This is a genomic window from Janthinobacterium pasteuri (genome assembly GCF_051380775.1).
GTDB lineage: Bacteria > Pseudomonadota > Gammaproteobacteria > Burkholderiales > Burkholderiaceae_D > Janthinobacterium.
On sequence record NZ_JBNYXS010000036.1, the window covers coordinates 26396 to 46079 of the forward strand.

Annotated in this window: 17 protein-coding genes; 6 read left to right on the plus strand and 11 right to left on the minus strand. The window is 62.1% G+C overall.

Annotated elements, in window-relative coordinates; translation table 11 throughout:
* Positions 1–45: 45 nt before the first annotated feature.
* Positions 46–876 carry a class I SAM-dependent methyltransferase gene (locus ACQ4WN_RS24630; protein ID WP_436553896.1) on the minus strand — a complete coding sequence of 277 codons (831 nt, stop codon included), beginning with the start codon at positions 874–876 and terminating at the stop codon, positions 46–48.
* Positions 877–953: 77 nt separating this feature from the next.
* Positions 954–1613, minus strand: a complete 660-nt coding sequence (locus tag ACQ4WN_RS24635) for a pyridoxamine 5'-phosphate oxidase family protein (RefSeq protein ID WP_436553884.1) — start codon at positions 1611–1613, stop codon at positions 954–956.
* 104 nt (positions 1614–1717) lie between these two features.
* On the opposite strand from ACQ4WN_RS24635, the gene pdxR reads away from it, so the two are divergent.
* The gene (gene pdxR, locus ACQ4WN_RS24640; RefSeq protein ID WP_436553885.1) at positions 1718–3202 is read left to right on the plus strand and encodes a MocR-like pyridoxine biosynthesis transcription factor PdxR; all 1485 of its coding nucleotides are present in this window, start codon (positions 1718–1720) and stop codon (positions 3200–3202) included.
* Between the two features lie 10 nt (positions 3203–3212).
* Here the strand turns inward: pdxR and ACQ4WN_RS24645 are convergent, their stop codons facing one another.
* The 8 genes from ACQ4WN_RS24645 to ACQ4WN_RS24680 form a co-directional block, all read right to left on the minus strand.
* Positions 3213–3992: a spermine/spermidine synthase domain-containing protein gene (locus ACQ4WN_RS24645; RefSeq protein ID WP_436553886.1), complete on the minus strand. Its 780-nt coding sequence runs from the start codon at positions 3990–3992 to the stop codon at positions 3213–3215.
* 59 nt (positions 3993–4051) lie between these two features.
* Positions 4052–4573: an FxDxF family PEP-CTERM protein gene (locus ACQ4WN_RS24650; RefSeq protein WP_436553887.1), complete on the minus strand. Its 522-nt coding sequence runs from the start codon at positions 4571–4573 to the stop codon at positions 4052–4054.
* Positions 4574–4811: 238 nt separating this feature from the next.
* On the minus strand, positions 4812–6143 hold the full coding sequence (locus ACQ4WN_RS24655; protein ID WP_436553888.1) for a sensor histidine kinase: 1332 nt from the start codon (positions 6141–6143) through the stop codon (positions 4812–4814).
* Positions 6143–7495, minus strand: a complete 1353-nt coding sequence (locus tag ACQ4WN_RS24660) for a sigma-54-dependent transcriptional regulator (RefSeq protein WP_436553889.1) — start codon at positions 7493–7495, stop codon at positions 6143–6145. The genes ACQ4WN_RS24655 and ACQ4WN_RS24660 overlap by 1 nt, the downstream gene beginning before the upstream one ends.
* Positions 7496–7523: 28 nt before the next feature.
* Positions 7524–8762, minus strand: a complete 1239-nt coding sequence (locus ACQ4WN_RS24665) for an ABC transporter permease (RefSeq protein ID WP_436553890.1) — start codon at positions 8760–8762, stop codon at positions 7524–7526.
* A 28-nt stretch (positions 8763–8790) separates the two neighbouring features.
* The gene (locus ACQ4WN_RS24670) at positions 8791–10116 is read right to left on the minus strand and encodes an ABC transporter permease (protein ID WP_436553891.1); all 1326 of its coding nucleotides are present in this window, start codon (positions 10114–10116) and stop codon (positions 8791–8793) included.
* A gap of 9 nt (positions 10117–10125) precedes the next feature.
* The gene (locus ACQ4WN_RS24675; protein ID WP_436553892.1) at positions 10126–10842 is read right to left on the minus strand and encodes an ABC transporter ATP-binding protein; all 717 of its coding nucleotides are present in this window, start codon (positions 10840–10842) and stop codon (positions 10126–10128) included.
* A gap of 35 nt (positions 10843–10877) precedes the next feature.
* Positions 10878–12143 (minus strand): efflux RND transporter periplasmic adaptor subunit, encoded by a 1266-nt coding sequence (locus ACQ4WN_RS24680; RefSeq protein ID WP_436553893.1) that lies wholly within the window; start codon positions 12141–12143, stop codon positions 10878–10880.
* Positions 12144–12350: 207 nt separating this feature from the next.
* Here ACQ4WN_RS24680 and ACQ4WN_RS24685 point away from each other — a divergent pair, with 207 nt between their 5' ends.
* The gene (locus tag ACQ4WN_RS24685; protein ID WP_436553894.1) at positions 12351–13916 is read left to right on the plus strand and encodes a MutS-related protein; all 1566 of its coding nucleotides are present in this window, start codon (positions 12351–12353) and stop codon (positions 13914–13916) included.
* A 10-nt stretch (positions 13917–13926) separates the two neighbouring features.
* Here the strand turns inward: ACQ4WN_RS24685 and ACQ4WN_RS24690 are convergent, their stop codons facing one another.
* The gene (locus ACQ4WN_RS24690) at positions 13927–15852 is read right to left on the minus strand and encodes a phosphoethanolamine transferase (protein ID WP_436553895.1); all 1926 of its coding nucleotides are present in this window, start codon (positions 15850–15852) and stop codon (positions 13927–13929) included.
* A 425-nt stretch (positions 15853–16277) separates the two neighbouring features.
* On the opposite strand from ACQ4WN_RS24690, the gene rpsL reads away from it, so the two are divergent.
* From rpsL to ACQ4WN_RS24710, 4 genes are all read left to right on the plus strand, one after another.
* A complete protein-coding gene (gene rpsL, locus ACQ4WN_RS24695; RefSeq protein WP_010394376.1) occupies positions 16278–16661 on the plus strand; it encodes a 30S ribosomal protein S12 in 384 nt (127 codons plus the stop codon).
* Positions 16662–16813: 152 nt separating this feature from the next.
* Positions 16814–17284, plus strand: a complete 471-nt coding sequence (gene rpsG, locus ACQ4WN_RS24700) for a 30S ribosomal protein S7 (protein ID WP_010394377.1) — start codon at positions 16814–16816, stop codon at positions 17282–17284.
* 108 nt (positions 17285–17392) lie between these two features.
* Positions 17393–19498 (plus strand): elongation factor G, encoded by a 2106-nt coding sequence (fusA, locus tag ACQ4WN_RS24705; RefSeq protein ID WP_101483577.1) that lies wholly within the window; start codon positions 17393–17395, stop codon positions 19496–19498.
* Between the two features lie 72 nt (positions 19499–19570).
* On the plus strand, positions 19571–19684 hold a 114-nt coding region (locus ACQ4WN_RS24710; protein WP_204317187.1), incomplete at its 3' end, for a GTP-binding protein.

The following is a 19684-nucleotide window of genomic DNA, read 5'->3' on the forward strand; positions in this document are numbered from 1 at the left end:
GTAAAGCAGGAAGCCGAAGGCCACCGTGAGGTGGCTTTTTTCACATTATGGCTTGACGAACTTCAGGGTCATGCGGTCGCTCTCGCCGATGGCCGTGTACTTGTCGCGCTCCACGTCCTTGTTGGCGTAGGTGGGTGGCAGCGCCCAGACGCCGCCCTGGTGGTCCGCCGTGTCTTTCGGATTGGCGTTGATGTCGGACTTGGCCGCCAGTTTGAACCCTGCGCCTTCGGCCAGCTTGATCACATACGCTTCGTGCATGTAGCCGCTGCTGGCCGTGGCATCTTGCGCCTTGCTGGCAGGCAGGCGATGCTCGACGACGCCGAATACGCCGCCCGGTTTCAGGCTGTCATACACTTCCTTGAACAGGGTTTTCATGCCTTCGTCGCCGATGGGTATCCAGTTGTGGATATTGCGGAAGGTGAGCACCATGTCGGCTGTGCCCTTGGGGGCGATGCGGTAGGTGGTGGGCGGCGCGAAGGCGCCGAGTTCCACCTTGCCGAAAGCGGCCGGATTGGCGTCGAGTTTTTGCTGGAAGCGCGCCGCGCCGCGGCGTGCGCCTTCGCTGGCGGATTGCGGATCGTTGCCGGCGGCGATCAGCTTGCCGTTGTCGCGCAGGTAGGGCGCCAGGATCTCCGTGTACCAGCCGCCGCCAGGCGCCAGTTCCACCACTGTCATGGTTGGCTTGATGCCGAAGAACGTCAGGGTTTCATACGGGTGGCGGGCGTTGTCGCGTAGCGCGTTGGCCGGCGTGCGCGCACTGCCGGCGATGGCCGCCTTCAGGGCAGCGTCGCCCGCATCGGCGGCCAGTGCCGTACCGCTGCCGCCACAGGCCAGCATGACCGTCAAGGCCGCGGCCAGGGATACTCGCTTCATCATCATCTGCTCCATTCATGAGTGGGTCGATTGGTGGCTATCGCCATCAACGCCGATCATCGGGCAAGCACGCTGGCCGGTCAAGCGGATTCCGTACCCCATGCGGCGGCATACGCGGGCATGTCGCTGGTGTTGAGCGCATCGGCGATGGCCGCGCCGCGACCGTGCATAAACGGCAGTTCACCCGTCCAGACGGCATGCGCCATGTCGGCCGCATCGTCGAGCGGGCCCCCATTGCGCTGCTTGACGGCGCATTCGTCGAGCGCGATGCGCAGCACGGTGGTGGCTGCATATTCCTTGGCGCTGCCGCCGCGCACTTGTGCCAGGCGTCCCGGCGCCAGCTTTTCCATCAGCGCATCCATGGCCGCATGCTGCTTGCCGAGATCGCTGACTTTTTCAAACCGCCCATACACCATCGCCGAGCGGTAGTTCATGGTGTGATTGAAGGCCGAGCGTGCCAGCACCAGGCCGTCGAGATGGGTGATGGTCACGCACACGTCGGTATCGTTGACGAGTTGCTTGAGCATACGGCTGCCGTTCGAGCCATGGATGTACAGGTAGTCGTCGATACGCCAGCAGGCGGTCGGGATGCAATGGCTGCCCTTGTCGTCGCGGAAGGCGATATGGCACAGGAAGGCGGCGTCGAGGATGGCATACAGGGTGGCTTGCTCGTAGCTGGCCAGTTCGGCGACGCGGCGTACGCGGGTACGGGAACTGGGGGGCAGGGCGGTAGCGGTCATGGTGGAAGTCCGGTTGGTTGAAGAAGCAGGCCGCACTATAATCGGCATCTGGCCCTGAAAAAAGATCCAGAACTGACAAATAATTTAGAGCCACAAGGAGGCGCATGGATTTTGTTTTGCTGCTGGGCGCGTTCGAGCGCACGCACCGCGAGCGGGGCTGGCCGCGCCAGCGCCTGCTGCATGAATGCCTGCGCGCGGCGATCCGCAGCGGCCAGCTGGCTCCGGGCACGCGGCTGGCCGCCACGCGCGTGCTGGCGGCCGAACTGGGACTGGCGCGCAATACCGTGTTGTACGCCTACGAGCAATTGGCCAGCGAAGGTTTTGTTTTACCGGACCGGCGCGGCACCGTGGTCGCTGGCAGCGCCGGCGTGCCGGTGTCGGCGCCGCCGGCCAGCAGCAATAATGGCCTGTCGCGCCGTGCCCGGCATTTGCGCGGCGTGGCGGGACAGGATGTGAATGCGGCGGTGGTGTTTCCCGCCGACGCCATGGGCGCGTTCGCGCCTGGCGTGCCGGCGCTCGATGAATTTCCGCTGGCGCAGTGGCGGCGCATGCTGGACCGCGCGTGGCGCGCGCTGACGCCGCGCCAGCTCAATTACGGCGATCCTGCCGGCGAGCCGCAGCTGCGCATGGCCATCGCCGACCATTTGCGCGCCGCGCGTGGCGTCGTCTGCGATGCGGGCCAGGTGTTCATCACGGATGGCACGCAAAGCAGCCTCGATGTGTGCCTGCGCGCCTTTGCCGACCAGGGCGACACGCTGTGGATTGAGCATCCCGGCTATGGCGGCGCGCTGGCGGCGGGCCGGGGCGCCGGCTTGCAGGTCACGGGCATAGCGGTGGACATCGATGGTATCGCACCGACGGACGACGACTGGAACGCCGCGCCGCCGCGCCTGATCTACACCACGCCCTCGCACCAGTATCCGACCGGCAGCGTGCTCAGTCCCGCGCGCCGCATGGCGCTGATCGAACGTGCCCGCGCCGCCGGAGCCCTGATCATCGAAGACGATTATGACAGCGAATTTTGCCATGGCGGCCCGCCCCTGGCGGCCATGCAGGGACTGGTGGCCGACGCGCCCGTCGTGTATCTGGGCACCTTCAGCAAGACCATGTTTCCCGCCTTGCGCATCGCCTTCATCGTCGTGCCGGCGACGCTGGCCGGGGCCTTTGCGCAGATGCAGGCGCAGGGCGCCGCACGGGGGCGCGTGGCCGAACAGCTGGCGCTGGCCGAGTTCCTGCGCAGCGGCCTGTTTGCGCGCCATGTGCGGCGCATGCGGCGCCTGTACCGCCAGCGGCGCGACGCCTTGAGCGAGGCATTGCAGCGCCATGCGTGCGCGGGCGCTGGCATCCATGGCGGCACGGCCGGCATGCACCTGGCGCTGCGTTTCCACGACACGGCATGGGATGATCTGGCGCTGAGCCGCCGCGCCGCGCAGGAGGGCATCGTAGCGCTGGCGCTGTCCGCGCATGGCACGGGCGACAGAATGGCCGAAGGCGCCGGCTGGAACGGTTTCCTTCTCGGTTATGCGCAGGTGGCGGCCGAGAACATGGATGGCCTGGCGCGCCGTCTGGGCGCGCTGCTGCCGGAGTGATGCAGCTATCTTACTGCTGGTCCTGCATCCACTGCTTCAAGCCGTTGACCCAGTTCTTGGCGGGCAGGTTGAACTGCTTCTTGATGGTGGCGGCGCGTTCGTACAAGTCGCTGAAGTCGAGCGATGGCGATTTCTTGAAGGCCAGCACGACGATGTTTTCATCTTCCATTTCCGGCACCCAGACGACGGCGTCGAAGACCAGTTCCATCGCCTGCAAATTCTTGTCGTAGTTGGGAAAGTCGCCGAAGACATTCGTGCACATGATGCCATCGTCTGCCAGGCAGTCGTGGCAAGCCTGGTAGAACTCGGGCGTGTCGAGCACGGGGCCGCGCGCCTCTTCGTCGTACAGGTCCACTTGCAGCGCGTCGACCGTACCATGGTTGGCAGGATCGAGCACGAAGTCGAGCGCATTCATTTCGCGTACAGCAAGGCGCGCGTCGTTCGGCGGCAGCGCAAACTGGGTGCCGCAGATGGCGATCACATTCGGATTGAGTTCGATGGCCGTGACCAAGGCGTCGGGGAAGCGGCGGTAGCTGAATTTGGTCAGCGCAGCGCTACCCAGTCCCAGCTGTACGATGCGTTTGGGTTGCGTCTTGAACAGCATCCACATCATCATCATCTGCACGTATTCGAGCTCGATGGCGTCGGGTTTGTCCAGGCGCATGGCGCCCTGCACCCACTTGGTACCCAGGTGCAGGTAGCGGATGCCGCGGTGTTCGGTGGTGGTGGCCGGCGGATGGCCCGGGTGGCTGAAAGCGGTATGGCTGGTGGAGATAAAGTCGGTCATCATGGCAGCAGTTTAGCAGCCGGCAGAAAAAAAGACGCTGCAGCGTCTTTTGGGAGGGGAGCTCAAGTTTGCTTGCGGCGTCGTGCCAGGAAGCCCAGTACGCCGAGGCCGGCCAGCAGCATGCCATACGTTTCCGGCTCGGGAACCGGGGCCAGGGTCAGGTTGAAGTCGCCGCCATAACTGCCACCTTTGGAATTGCCCATGACCGTGAGAACCAGGGGCGCGCCGATCAAAATCTCGGTCGGAGCAAGGAGCGCGCCATGGAAGACGCCGAAAGGCGTGCTGCTGCTGACTTCTGTCAGGGCAATGCTGTTCAGCGAGACGGAGCTGAACGTGACCGCCTTATTGTCAGTTCCGGTATCGGAGATGTTCGCAAGAAAGGTTTGCACGAACGAACCGGCAGTCGCTGAGGGACTGAACGTGAATGTATCGGAAAAGTCACCTACGACGGGAGTGGCGCCGTAGCTTGCCGTCCATACATTGGTGCCTGTATTGTTCAGGTCTATGGTGTACGCCGCCGCACAGGCGCTGCCGATGGACGCCGCGCCCAGGACCGTTGCTGCGATGAGTGATTTCAGTTTCATATTTATCCCCGCGAAATAACGATTGATGTTTCAAAAAAACCGTACCGCGTTGATAAATTATCGCCAAGACAATTTATTGTCAATCAGATATTTTTATATCATTATGCAAACTTAAATAGCTTATTTCTAACATACGGGCATGCGTCGTGAATGGTTGCTGAATTAAGAACTCTAATTATCAATATTGCACCGTGAAATAATTGCGAATGGTGTGATTTAAATATCGTTACACGAGGAACTAATTTCTGTCCTGCAATGGAAGAATCAATGTCACCGCCAGGCCGCCGCCTTCGCGGTTGGCGAGGGTGATGCGCCCGCCATGGGCTTCGGCAATTTCGCGCGCCAGGGCCAGGCCGAGTCCCGTGCCGCTGCGCTTGGTGGAGTAAAACGGCACCAGCGCGTTTTCCAGCACGGCGCCGCTCATGCCCGGCCCGCGGTCGCGCACTTCGATGCGCAGCTGCCCATGCGCCTGGCTGACCTGCAGGCCGATATGCTCTTCCCGCGAGCCCGATTCCAGCGCATTCTTGAGCAGGTTGAGCAGCGCTTGCTGCATTTGCGCCGCATCGAACACGGCCGCCTGCGCGGGCGGCGTGCCGTCGAGCGTGAAGGCCGCTTGCGAGGCCAGGCTGTCGAGGAAGGGTTGCCACTCGCACGGCGCCAGGCGCGGTGCGGGCAGCTTGGCAAAGCGCGCATAGCCGAGGATAAAGGTTTCCAGGTGACGTGTGCGCTCCTCGATGGTGGCGAGGATTTGCGGCAGGCGTTCGGTCTGGCCGCGGCGCACCAGCTCGGCGCCGGAATGGGCCAGCGAAGCCAGTGGCGCCAGTGAGTTGTTGAGCTCATGGCTGATGACGCGGATGACTTTTTTCCAGGTTTGCACCTCCTGGCGCCGCAATTCCAGGGTCAGCTGGCGCAACAGCAGCAATTCGTGCTTGCGCCCGTTCAGGCTGAAGCTGCGCCGCGCCAGGTGATACACCTCTTCCTGTTCTCCTTCGCCGCTGGTAAACAGGCCGTCGTTGCGGCGCGCCAGCGCCTCGGCCAAGGCCGGTGCCGCCTCGCGCACGATGTCTGCCAGGTGGCGCCCTTCGAGCCGGCGGCCGTGGTGCAGCAACTGGCGCGCGGCCAGGTTGGCGTACACGATGGCGCTGCCTTCGGCCACCAGCAGCATTGCCACCGGCGTGTTTTGCACCATGGTGTCGAGCAGCAGTTCGCGCTGCACCAGGTCCAGGCGCTGCTTGCGCAGCACGTCGCCCAGCGCATTGTGGGCCGCCACCAGGTCGGCCAGTTCATCGTTCTGCGGCCAGCGCAAGCTGAAACCGAAGTCGCCGTCCTGGTAGCTGGCAACCGTGCCGCTCAAGGCGCGAAACAGCGACAGCATCGCTTGCAGCTGCGCGCGGATGGTAATGATGGCCACCGGCAGCACGCACAGCAGGGTACCAGCCAGCACCAGCAGCGGCTGGCCTGGCAAAAAATGCGCGAGCAGCAGGGCGATGACGATGCCCAGCACCAGCAAGGTGACGATTAGCGCCGTCCAGCGCGTAAGCAGGGAGAGGCGCATGGGACGGTATGCCATCAGCTGCGCGCGATGCCCAGGCGTTCCATGCGCCGGTACAGCGCCTGGCGTGACAGCCCCAGTTCTTGCGCCGCCTGCGCCACCACGCCGTGTGCGCGCGCCAGGGCGGCGGCGACGCTGTCGCGGTCCGGCTCCGTCACGGCGGCATCCTGCGGTGCACGCAGCGATGGTAGTGCCGCCAGTGGCAAGCCCGTTTCCTGCGCGTGGATTACCGGTCCTGCCGTCAGCAGGCTGGCGCGCTGCATGACGTTTTTCAGTTCGCGCACATTGCCCGGCCAGCCGTGGGCCAGCAGGGTGGCCTGCGCCTGCGCATCCAGCGTTTTTTCGCTGCCCAGGAAATGCCGCGCCAGTGCCAGGATATCGAGCGGGCGCTGGGCCAGCGGCGGCAGGCGCAGTTCGATCACGTTCAAGCGGTAGAACAGGTCTTCGCGAAACGTGCCCGCCTTGATCATCGCCGGCAGGTCGGCGTTGCTGGCGCTGATGACGCGCACTTTCACTTGCCGCTCGCGGTTCGAGCCGAGGCGCTCGAAGCGTCCCGTTTCCAGTACGCGCAGCAGTTTCATTTGCCCGGCCAGCGGCAGGTTGCCGATTTCATCGAGGAACAGCGTGCCGCCGTCGGCCGCGTCGAACTTGCCATCGCGTGCGCGGGTGATGCCGGTGTAGGCGCCCGCCTCGGCGCCGAACAGTTCCGCCTCGATCAGTTCCACCGGCACGGCGCCGCAATTGAGCACGACGAAGGGGCCGCTGGCGACCTGCGAATTGGCTTGCACGATGGCGGCGATGCGCTCCTTGCCGCTGCCGTTCGGCCCCGAAATGAGCACGGGCACGTCGGCGCGCGCCACCTGGCATGCCAGGTGCACCACTCGTTCGGTGGCTGGATCTTGCCATACCATGCCGCGCAGATCGAAGTCGTGCTCCAGGGCGTGGCGCTGGCGCTGCTCGGCCACCACGCGCTGACGCAGCGCGCGGTTGGCCTGTCCCAGTTCCAGCAGGTTCTGCACGGAAGCGATCAGGCGCCGGTCATCCCAGGGCTTGGCCAGGTAGTCGGCCGCGCCGGACTTGATCAGGTCGACGGCCGCGTCGAGCTGGGTCCATGCCGTTAGCAGGATCACGGGCAGGTCCGGGTAGCGCGCGCGGATGGCGTGGAATAGCGCGCTGCCTTCCTCGCCCGAGGTGGTGTCGGTCGTGAAGTTCATGTCCTGCACCACCAGGTCGATGGCGTGGCGCTCGAGCAGACGCAGGCCTTCCTCGGGCGAGGCGGCGCGCACGGCGTCGATCTCGTGCAGGGAGAACAGCACGTCCAGCGCGATCGCCACGGCGGCATTGTCGTCAATAATCAGTACGGTAGGCATGCGCGCAGCATATCACTCAGGTGCCGGCTCAGGTACTGCGGGTGGCAGTGGCCGGCGAAATGCTGGCGGCGCGCCATGCCGGGCCGTACACCGCGCCCACGCCCAGCAGCCAGAACACCAGCGCGCCGGCCAGCAGATAGCCGGGTGGCAGGCGCGCCATTTCCAGCTGGCTTACCAGCAGCTGATTCAAGCCCAACGCCAGCAGCACGCCGCACGCCACGCCGACGCTGGTGATCATGAGATTCTCCGTCAGGAAATAGCGCAGGATGTCGATGCGGCGGGCACCCAGCGCGCGCCGCACGCCGATCTGCTTCCTGCGCTGCGTCACCCACAGGCTGGCAATGCCGACGATGCCGCTGGCGGTGACCAGCAGCAGCAGGGTCGATACGGCGATCAGCATCCATGACAGGCCACGGTCGGCCCGGTAACGCAACTGGCGGTGCTTTTCCAGGGTGTCGATGCGCACCAGCAGGCGGTCGCTGGTGGAAGTGCGGATGGCCTGTTCCGCCTCTTTGATCAGGCGGTCGCGCTGGCCCGGTTCGGCGCGCACCGCATACAGCAGCGAATCGCGCCCGCCCGTCAGGCGCACCGGCATGAGCATGGAGTATTCGCCTTCGGCCTTCACCTGGGCGACCTGCGTCTGCAGCCGCTCGACCACGCCAACCACCTGCAGTTCAGGATCATCGGCACCGGTGCCCTTGTACAGCGTCTTGCCGACGAAGCTGGTTTCGTTGGGCCAGATTTTTTGCGCCGCCGCGCGCGTCACGATGGCCACCTTGGGATAGCTGTCGTCGACATCTTCGTCGATCTCTGGCACTTCGTCGGGTCGGAAGTCGCGCCCCTCCACCAATTGCAAGCCGTAGGTTTTGACCAGCGAGTCGGGCGTGTAGTAAGTCGATATGTCGGCGCTGGGTGTGACCTGATTGCGCTTGGCCGCCACGCTGGTGGAGTTGCCGGAGCGTGACAGCACTGCCTGCGAGGTTTGCGCCACTGACAGTACGCCCGGCAAGGCGCGCAGCAGGGCTGCCTGGCGCTTCTGCTCGGACAGCTGGCGCTGGTGGCTGCCGCGATCCATGTTCTGGATATTGACATAAAAAATGTCGTTTTCAGCGGCCACGCCGGTGGGCCGCGTGGCCACTGCCTGGCGCAGGTTGACGATATGCAGGGCATTGGCCAGGATGGCCAGGCTGATCGCGATCTGCACGGCCACCAGGATGGCGCCGGTTTTGCTGCGCATCAGCGCCGACAGGATGGGACGGATTTCCATGCTGGACCTCATAGTGTATAAGTGGATGTCATTGGGACTTGAGCTGGATTGCCGGCGTCACCTGGCAGGCGCGCCAGGTGGGCAGGAGGCCAGCGAGTACGGCCGCCAGCACCGACATGGCAAACGTCAGCAGCAGCATCGGGACATCCATGTGCGCCACGGTGCCCAGTTCCTTCGACTGCTGGCTGACCACGGCCAGTGCACCAAACGCCAGCAGCAGGCCCAGTACGCCGCCGGCCAGGCCGATGACGCCCGTCTCGATCAGGAACTGGCGAAAGATGTCGCGCCGCGTGGCGCCCAGCGCGCGGCGTATGCCCACTTCGCTGGCGCGCACGGAAAACTTCGCCAGCAGCAGGCCGATGGTGTTGACCAGGCACAGCAACAGAAAGCCGAAGGCCAGCCAGGCTGCCAGCTTGTTGTCGTTGTCGACCACATGCAAATAGCTCATCCATTCGTTCAGGTCGTACAGCCGGTTCGGCGCGTTGCGCTTCATGCGCCCCAGCTTGCGCTGCTCGCCCGCATAAGCATCCAGATATTGCTGCAACTGGCCGCGCTCGCCGCTGCTGGCCATTTCGAACCAGAACTGCAGCCAGGTGCAGCCGGAAACGAGCCGGCCCTGGAAGCCGGGGGGGACGTTCTGCTCATTATTGCAGCTCATGCCGCCGTCGTGCTCCGTCTCGTGGCGAATCGCGCTGGCAAACGGGATGAAGAATTCGTCTTCCGCGCCAAAGGCACCCTTGCTGCCGATGATGCGGTGCGGGCGTGGCACCACGTCCCAGGTTGCCAGCACGCCTGTCACCATGTAGGGCCGGCCCAGCACCGTGACGCGCTGGCCGACGGGGTTGCTGGTGCCCACCAGTTTTTCGGCCAGTGCGCGGCTCAGGACGATCACGTCGGCGCCGCTGGCATCATCGGCTTCGCTCCACGGCTGGCCGTACAGGAAAGGGGCGTCGAACATGCTGAAAAAATCGCGCGTGGGCGCCAGGCCCTGGGAGTTGAAGGACCCGATATCCTTGCGCGCAGGCTCGACCGGACCGGCCACGCCGTACATGACGGTGCGGCGCACGCCCATCTTGCTGGCCATGAAATTGCGTGCATCGATATAGCTTATCTGGGCTTGCGAGAAACCGGGTTCTTCGCCGGGGACGTAGCCTTTGAAGGGCAGGATGTCGATTATCGGCACGAACATGCGGTCGCTCTTGTGCGGCAGCGGATCGCCGGACATGGCGTGCAGGATGGTGACGGTGGCCACGCTGGCGGCCACGCCGACGGCCAGGGTCAGTATCATCAATGCGGTCAGGGCGCGGTTGCGGCGCAGGCTGCGCAGGCCCAGCGTGAAATAGTAGCGGAACATGTTCTCTCCTTACGCGGTCACGGGGTGCTGCGGCCTGGCCGACAGCGTGGCGCTGTGTTGCACCAGGTCCGACACCTGGCCGTCGATGATGTGCACATTGCGCTGGCTGCGCAGCGCCAGTTCCGGATCGTGCGTGACCATCAGGATGGTGGTGCCTTGCGCATTGATTTCTTCCAGCAGTTCCATCACGCCGCGCGCCATTTGCGTGTCCAGGTTGCCCGTCGGTTCATCGGCCAGCAGCAGTTTTGGCGAACCGGCCAGCGCGCGCGCGATCGCCACGCGCTGTTGCTGGCCGCCCGACAATTCGGCCGGATAGTGCTTCATGCGCGACGCCAGGCCGACCTTGGCCAGCGCGTCCTCGATGCGCTCCTTGCGTTCGGCGCGGTTGAAGCCCCGGTAGCGCAGCGGTACGTCGACGTTGTCGAACAGCGACAGGTCGGGAATCAGATTAAAACCCTGAAAGATGAAGCCGAGTTTTTCATTGCGCAGGCGCGAACGGGCATTGTCGTCCATGCCCCTGACGTTGACGCCGTCGAGTATGTATTCACCATCGGTGAATTCCTCGAGCAGGCCGGCGATGTTCAGGAAGCTTGTCTTGCCCGAGCCGGACGGCCCTGTGACGGTGACGAATTCACCTTGTTGCACATGGATGTCGAAGCCGCGCAGCGCGTGGGTTTCGATCATGTGGGTGCGGTAGACTTTACTCAGGTTTTGCATGCGCAGCATGGAGGGGCCTCTTGTGGGAGTGAGATGAATGAGATTCAGTTGAGCGAGACGCGGGCAGCGTTCGCGAAGTTTTCCGTACCGGCGACCACCACCTTGTCGCCCAGTTTCAAGCCGTCGAGGATTTCCACGGCCGAGACGCTGGTCGCGCCCAGTTTGATCGGCGTGCGGATGGCCACGCCGTCGCGCACGACGTAGGCGAAACGGCCACCTTCGGCTTCGACGAAGGAGCCGCGCGCCAGCATCAGCACATTCGGCTTTTCATCGATCAGCAGGCGCGCCGCCACGCGCTGGTTCTGGCGCAGGCCGGCCGGCTGCACGCCATCGAAACGTACGCGCGCCAGCACCTGGTTTTTCACCACTTCCGGCGACAGCGCCGACAACTTGCCGGTCGCCCTGATGACGCCTGTTTCGATCTCTGCGCGCATGCCCAGGCCCATGTCGGCGACGTAGGTTTCAGGCACCTCGAGCTCGACTTCCAGCTGCGACAGGTCGACCAGGGTCATCAGGGCCGTATTGGCTTGCACCACGCTGCGGTTGGCCACCGACAGGGTGCCGATAAAGCCATTGACGGGGGCGCGCACGGTCAGTTCATCGACCCTGCGCTGGGCGTTGTCACGCACCAGGCGCTGGCGTTCGAGTTCATTGCTTTTCGTTTTCAGGGCCAGGGTCACATCTTCGCTCTCCAGGCCCGCCGCCTGCGAGGCGTGCTTGCTGCGGATATCGGCCGAATTCAAGGCATCCTTGGCCTTCTGGTAATCGATCTTGGCGATGATGCCCACCTGTGCCACGCTCTCATAGCGCTCGAGCGTGCGCTGTGCGGACAGGCGCTCGATTTCGGCCGTATCGGCTTCACGCCGTGCCAGCAGTTTCTGCTTCTTGGCCAGGATCTGCTGGCGCGCCACTTCCGCCTCCAGCTGCTGCACGCTCGATTGTTCGCGCTTGAGGGCGTCGGACAGGTCCGGCGATTCCAGCACGGCCAGGATGTCGCCTTTTTTTACCGTGTCACCCGCCTTTGCTTTCAGCGTGACGGTGGCCACCGTGGTCGAATACAGGGTGGGGCTGATCGAGGCGACCACGCGGCCAGTGACGGCAGCGTCGCGGATCAGGGTGCCGCGCGTGACGTCGGCGATGCGCAGGCGGCTGCTGTTGACGGAATGCTCGCTGTTGCGCCAGCCGGCAACGACAGCGATGGCGGCAGCGATGACGATGACGGCACCGGCCAGCAGCAGGGCGCGTTGCTTGTGGCGCTGGCCCGGCGGGGCGGACAGTACGGCGTCTTGGGAAGAAGTATCGCGGATCATGGTCAGGTCTCGTGAACGATGATTTTTACAATGCACGATCCGTGCCAATTATTAAGTCATTGATTTTAATGGGGAAAAATACAGGCGTCCGGCTGTCCGCCATGTCCGCGCTGTCCAGCATGTCCGTCCGCGCAGGTTGCACTTGATAAATTGGCAATCGCCTGCATCTGCTGTGGCGACTCCTTTTTTGCCCCCTCCCCAGGCGCCATGCATCCATTCCTCCAGCAACTTTTCCCTGCCCGCGCCTTTGCGCCGGCGCTCGATTATCCTTTTGCGCGCAGCGACGTGGCGATGCTGCAGCGGTTGACGGGCGAGGCGCCATCGCTCGATAGCCAGACCTGGAACGAGCTGCTGCTCGACCAGTATGCGGCGCAGCTGGCGCGTGAGACCAGTATCTTCGGCCAGCAGGAGCTGCACCGGCGCCTGAGCGGTGGTCAGGCCGATCCTGCCTCGATTGCGCGCGTCCGGCGATTGCTGGACGATCCGGCCCAGGCGGCCAGCCTGCAGCGCGCCTGCCTGCCCTTGCGTCAGGCCGATACGGAAGTGAGCGAGACCCTGTTCGGTGCGGCGCAGGCAGCGGCGCCATGCTGGAGTGCCTGGCTATGGCTGGTGCCGCTGGCCTTGTTGCTGGCCATCGCCGCCGCCTGGCTGGTGGGGTGGCCAGCGCTGTTTGGCGTACTGGCCGCCTGTGTCGCGCTGATGACTGTGCAGGTGCGTTTTTACGAAAGCGCCAAGCTATGGGAACGGTCGCTCGATACCTTGCGCTACCTGCTGAAAACCCGTGCCGCGCTGGCGCGGCTCGATGTGCCGGCAGCCTTGCCATTGGCTGCCGGCGGCGCGCAGGCGGCCAAGCTGACGCGCACCATCGAGCGCTCGCTGCTGCATTACGTGCCGTTCGTCGATACGCTGCTGGTCGAGTATGGCGACTGGCTCCTGCTGAAAAACGTCAAGCGCTACTTCCGCACGCGCCAGTTGGTGGCGCAGCAGCTGCCCTTTTTGCGTGACAGCTGTACCCAGGTGGCCCAGCTGGAAGCGGACCTGGCACTGGCGCGGCACCTGCGTGCGGCGCCCGTGTTTTGCTGGGCGGGCACCGCGGCGCCGCGCGCGCTGGCCTTGCAGGGCATGCTGCATCCCTTGCTGGAGAACGCCGCGCCGCTGTCGTTCAGCGTGCAGGGCAAGGGGGGGTTCATCTCCGGCCAGAACGGTATCGGCAAGAGCACCTTGCTGCGTTGCATAGGCTTGAACCTGGTCTGCGCGCGGGCCTTTGGCTTTTGTCATGCGCACAGCGCTGATGTGCCGCGCCTGGCCGTGCATGCAAGCATGCAGAATGAAGATTCGCTCGATGGCGGCGAGAGCCTGTACATCGCCGAGCTGCGGCGCGCGCGTGAATTGCTGGCGCTGGCCGAGGAGGGCGCGCCGGCTTTGTTCCTGATCGATGAAATCTTCCGCGGCACGAACCACCTCGAATCGGTGGCGGCGGCCGCCGCCGTGCTGCATACGCTGGCCGCGCGCCACCTGGTGATCGTCTCGTCGCACAACCTGGTGCTGGGACCGCTGCTGGAAGACTGCCTGGCGCCGTGGTGCGTGCGCCGCGATGACGCCGGCGCGCTGCTGCTGGCGCCCGGCGTGCTGCAGGCCACGAATGGCATCGCCCTGCTGGCGCAGCGGGGTTTTGACGCTGGCATCGCGGACAAGGCCGGGCGCGTCTTCGACTGGCTCAGCACGCACATGGCGCAACCGGCCGATTGCGGCGGCGTGCTGGAGCGAGCCTGACGGCCGCCTCTTATTTGTCCTGTTTTTCCGGCGTGCTCTTGTCGATCACTTCGCGGCAATCGCCGCGGATGATGGCGTTGTCGTAGTTGGTCCAGCCGTAGCTGTCGACGTAGCGCTTGTGCTGCTTGAAGCGGGGGCTGGCGATGCTCCATTCGGGCTGTTCGCCGGCAAAGCGGATGTCGCCCAGGTCGAGCAGGGTATGGAACATGTTTTCCGTCGACAGGCGCGCTTTTTGATGGCGCTGCAGCTGCGTCACCTTGTCCGGATAGTGCAGCTGGAATTGCGGTGAATACCAGACGAAGGCGGGCACGTGGAATTCGAACTGCGTGTTATGTCCGTGGAAGGCCAGGCGGCAGGTGCCGTCGTACAGGGTCTGGCCATGGTCGGCCACGTAGACGAGCGAGCTGCGCAGGGCGGTGCGCTGGCCATCATCCTTCAGCATGCCGATCACGTTTGACAGGAACCAGTCCGTGTACAGGATGGAGCTGTCGTAGCTGTTGTTCAGCTGCGGCTTGATGGCCGTGTCCGTGTAGACGGGTTTGTCGACACCGAACAACGACGGCTGCCACTTGTCGAAGGATTTCGGATAGCGCTGGCTGTAGTTCCAGTGGCTGCCCAGCGTGTGCAGCACGATGAGTTTTTTCGGTGCCGGGTCGGCCAGCGCATTCTTGAACGGATCGAACAGGATCTGGTCGAAATTCGAATTGTTGGTAAAGCCGCCCAGGTTCAGGAATTGCACCACGTCCGCTTCCTTGGCAAACACGGAGACAGGCGTATCGAACTGGCCGAACGAGATCTGGTTCGACAGCCAGTAAGTCTTGAAGCCCGCTTCCTTGTAGGCGGTGAGGAAGGATTTTTCCGAGAAGCCATCCTTGAGGCTTTGCGTGGCCGGCTTGCGCGAAATGATGACGGGCACGGACAGGCGCGTGGCGGAAACGGCCGTGATGACGTCGGCCAGCGGCAGCAGGTTGCTTTCCTGTTTCAGCAGGGGATTGGTGTCGCGCTCATAGCCGTTCAGGCTCCAGCGGTCGTAACGCGACGATTCGCCGATCACCATGACCACCACTTCCGGATGGGGATCGGGCTGTTGCTGGTGCGCGCCGAAACGGAAGCTGCTGCTTTTCTGTCCCAGCTCGGCCAGGTAGCGACGCTCCTTGTAGAAATCGAAGCCGCGCGCGGCCAGGCCGAAGGGCCAGGAATTGCTGACGGTGTCGAAGGCGTAGGGCAGGCGCGCCCAGTGGGGCAGGCTGGGCCAGCCCAGTCCCGTTTCATCGGCGCCGGCGATGCTGGCGTTCTCCGGCTTGCTGCTTTCCTCGTCGTCTTCGGCCGTTTCGTCGTCGGCCGAGCTGGCGTCGCCGAAGCCGGAGGCGCCTGCCTTGCCGCTGGCCGCAGGCAGACTGGCCTTGGCCGATGCTGGAGCGCTGTGCAGAACCTTGGCGTCGAAACCAAATTCGTAGCCATACCACCAGAAGCCGCCCAGCAGGATCAGCAACACGAAGGCGGCCGGGCGCGTCTTGCCGCGCCAGTCCAGCTCGCGCGTGCGCGTGGCCGCCAACCAGCTGACCGCACACCAGGCGATCACGCCCAGCATGACGGCGCCCATCAGCCACACTTTTTGCCCCAGGAATTCCATCGCTTCCTTAGGGCTGGTTTCGAAGATGATGCCCAGGTGGTGCGTGGAAATGCCCTGACCATAGAAGATGAACAGGTAGATTTCCGTCGGCAGTGCCAGGAAGGCGGGCACCAGCAGCCAGTGGAAATACGCGGGGCGCTTGAACACGCTCCAGACGGCCAGCCAGGCCAGCAGCTCGAGCGTGAGCATCTGCCAGGGATGGTCGAGCGCACGCCCCAGCAGCGCGGGGACGAAGGGTACGGCCGTCAGCAAAGCATACGTCAGGAGCAGGAACAGAGTGGCGGGGCGAAGCAAGGAGCGCATAAAGGGAGGCAGCGAAAAATGTCCGCTATTATCAATCCTTTTGTTGTGTTGCGGTCATACAAGAATGCGCGCCCCCGATGCTTGGCCTCAGAGAAAGAATGCCAAATCATCAATCATCGCCGGATGCCGCTGCCTGCGCATAGCCGCGAAAGATTAGTCAAAATGCCACAAATGAGCCTCTTTTTTGCCTTTTTTTATAGCAAAAAGCGGTAAACTGATTGACCCCCTGTAACACAAGGTCTAAACTAGCGAGTTCTCGATTTTATTCTGCTCATCGTTTACGCATTACTTGGCATTTCATGGCCGCTCCTTATCGAGTGGCTGCGGGCGCCTCCGGTGCGCAGTAGATGAAAGCGGGACGAGGTTTTAGTCGCCGGGCATCTTGCCCGGGTTATTAATCGTAGTTTTTTGTTGGATTTATAACGATGCCAACCATCAATCAATTGATTCGCAATCCACGCGTCGCTTTGACCGTGAAGAGCAAATCGCCGGCGCTGGAAAACAGCCCGCAAAAACGTGGCGTCTGCACACGTGTTTACACCACGACTCCAAAGAAGCCTAACTCGGCTCTGCGTAAAGTCGCTAAAGTTCGCCTGACCAATGGTTTCGAAGTCATTTCGTACATTGGCGGTGAAGGCCATAACCTGCAAGAGCATAGTGTTGTGCTGTTGCGCGGCGGCCGCGTCAAGGATTTGCCGGGTGTGCGTTACCACATGGTTCGCGGTGCCCTGGATACCCAAGGCGTTAAAGACCGTAAGCAATCGCGTTCGAAGTACGGTACCAAGCGCGCTAAAGCAGGCAAGAAGTAATAAGTTGTACGCAGCAAACCCAAGTTTCGCTCAGTGGCAACTAGCTAAGTGAATGTAGTCGACCGCATCTGGTCGAGTAAGTGGAAGACTATGATGGTCGTCCGCGAGTGTGCGAAGAACGCGCGCTCAACTGAAGATTGAAAGGAATTGATATGCCACGTCGTCGTGAAGTACCCAAGCGCGAAATTTTGCCAGATCCAAAATTCGGCAACACTGATGTCGCTAAATTTGTAAACGTGCTGATGCTGTCCGGTAAGAAATCGGTTGCAGAAAACATCATTTACGGTGCTTTCGAGCACATCGCAGCAAAATCGGGCAAAGATCCGCTCGAAGTTTTTGCTACCGCAATCAACAACGCCAAGCCGCTGGTTGAGGTGAAATCCCGTCGCGTCGGTGGTGCAAACTACCAGGTGCCGGTCGAAGTTCGCCCAGTCCGTCGTATGGCTCTGTCCATGCGTTGGTTGCGTGAAGCTGCTAACAAGCGCAGCGAAAAATCGATGCCACAACGCCTCGGCGGTGAGCTGATGGAAGCGGCTGAAAGCCGCGGCGGCGCGATGAAAAAACGCGACGAAGTCCATCGTATGGCTGAAGCGAACAAAGCGTTCTCGCATTTCCGCTTCTAATATAAAGCCAGCTACCGTAAGGCGGCTGTCAAGCATCTGTTGTTCGAGGCCGGGCTCATTTTTGCAAAAAAATGCTGCTCGGTTTTGTCCATTCATTTAGGATTAATTATGGCCCGCAAGACCCCCATTGAGCGCTACCGCAATATCGGTATCTCCGCTCACATCGATGCAGGTAAGACGACCACCACCGAGCGCGTTCTGTTCTACACCGGCGTGAACCACAAGCTGGGCGAAGTCCATGATGGCGCTGCTACCACCGACTGGATGGCGCAAGAGCAAGAGCGCGGTATCACGATTACCTCGGCTGCTGTTACGTGCTTCTGGAAAGGCATGGCAAACAACTTCCCAGCGCATCACATCAACATCATCGACACCCCAGGCCACGTTGACTTCACCATTGAAGTAGAACGTTCGATGCGCGTGCTGGATGGCGCCTGCATGGTTTACTGTGCAGTCGGCGGCGTGCAGCCACAATCGGAAACGGTATGGCGTCAGGCTAACAAGTACAAAGTGCCACGTCTGGCCTTCGTGAACAAGATGGACCGTACCGGCGCCAACTTCTTCAAGGTCTACGATCAGATGCGTTCGCGTCTGAAAGCCAACCCAGTACCTATTCAGATGCCTATCGGCGCTGAAGACGTCTTCACCGGTGTTATCGATCTGGTCAAGATGAAAGCGGTTATCTGGGATGACGCTTCGCAGGGTATGAAGTTTGAATACGGCGAAATTCCTGCTAACCTGGCTGCTGAAGCTGCCAAGTGGCGCGAAAACATGGTTGAGGCCGCTGCTGAAGCGTCCGAAGAACTGATGAACAAGTACCTGGAAGAAGGCGACCTGTCGGAAGCCGAGATCAAGGCTGCTCTGCGTCAGCGTACCATCGCCAGCGAAATCGTTCCAATGTTGTGCGGTACCGCCTTTAAAAACAAGGGCGTACAAGCCATGTTGGACGCGGTCATCGAGTACCTGCCATCGCCAATCGATATTCCACCTGTCCCAGGTCTGGACGAGGACGAGCAGCCAGTCGAGCGCGCAGCCGACGACAATGAGAAGTTCTCGGCATTGGCGTTCAAGATCGCAACCGATCCGTTCGTGGGTCAGTTGTGCTTCATCCGCTGCTATTCGGGCACATTGAATTCGGGCGATTCGGTCCTGAACTCCGTGAAGCAGAAGAAAGAGCGTATTGGCCGTATCGTGCAGATGCAAGCCAATGAGCGCGAAGAAATCAAGGAAATGCGCGCTGGCGACATCGCCGCCGTCGTGGGTCTGAAAGACACCACCACTGGCGATACGCTTTGCGACGAAAAAGCAAGCGTCGTTCTGGAGCGCATGGTCTTCCCTGAGCCGGTGATTTCGCAGGCAGTCGAGCCAAAAACCAAGGCCGACCAGGAAAAAATGGGCCTGGCGCTGAACCGTCTGGCAGCAGAAGATCCATCGTTCCGCGTGCGTACCGATGAAGAATCGGGCCAGACCATCATCGCCGGTATGGGCGAGTTGCATCTGGACATCATCGTTGACCGCATGAAGCGCGAATTCAACGTTGAAGCCACCGTCGGCAAGCCACAAGTGGCTTACCGCGAAACGATCCGTAAAGTGTGCGAAGAGTCGGAAGGCAAATTCGTCAAGCAATCGGGTGGTCGTGGTCAATACGGTCACGTGGTTCTGAAGATCGAACCGCAAGAACCGGGCAAGGGCTTCGAATTCGTTGACGCGATCAAGGGCGGTACCGTTCCTCGCGAATACATCCCTGCAGTTGAAAAAGGTGTACGCGACACGCTGACTTCGGGCGTGATGGCTGGTTACCCAGTTGTTGACGTTAAAGTCACGCTGTTCTTCGGTTCGTACCATGATGTTGACTCGAACGAAAATGCATTCCGCATGGCCGCTTCGATGGCATTCAAAGATGGCTGCCGCAAAGCATCGCCAGTCATCCTGGAGCCGATGATGGCCGTGGAAGTGGAAACGCCGGAAGACTACGCCGGTACCGTGATGGGCGATCTGTCGTCGCGTCGCGGTATGGTGCAAGGCATGGATGAAATTGCTGGTGGTGGCGGCAAGATCATCAAGGCCGAAGTACCTCTGTCGGAAATGTTCGGTTACGCCACATCGTTGCGTTCGTCGACCCAAGGTCGTGCGACTTACACGATGGAATTCAAGCACTATGCTGAAGCACCTAAGCATGTGACTGAAGCGATCGTAAGCTCGAAAGCTAAGTAATAGAAGTTCCGGGCCGGCTTTCACGAGAATGCCGGTCCCTACATTTAAATCATTGTTCTAAGGAAGAATAAAATGGCAAAAGGTAAATTCGAACGGACCAAGCCGCACGTCAACGTCGGCACCATCGGCCACGTCGACCACGGTAAAACCACGCTGACCGCTGCAATCGCAACGGTTCTGTCGAAG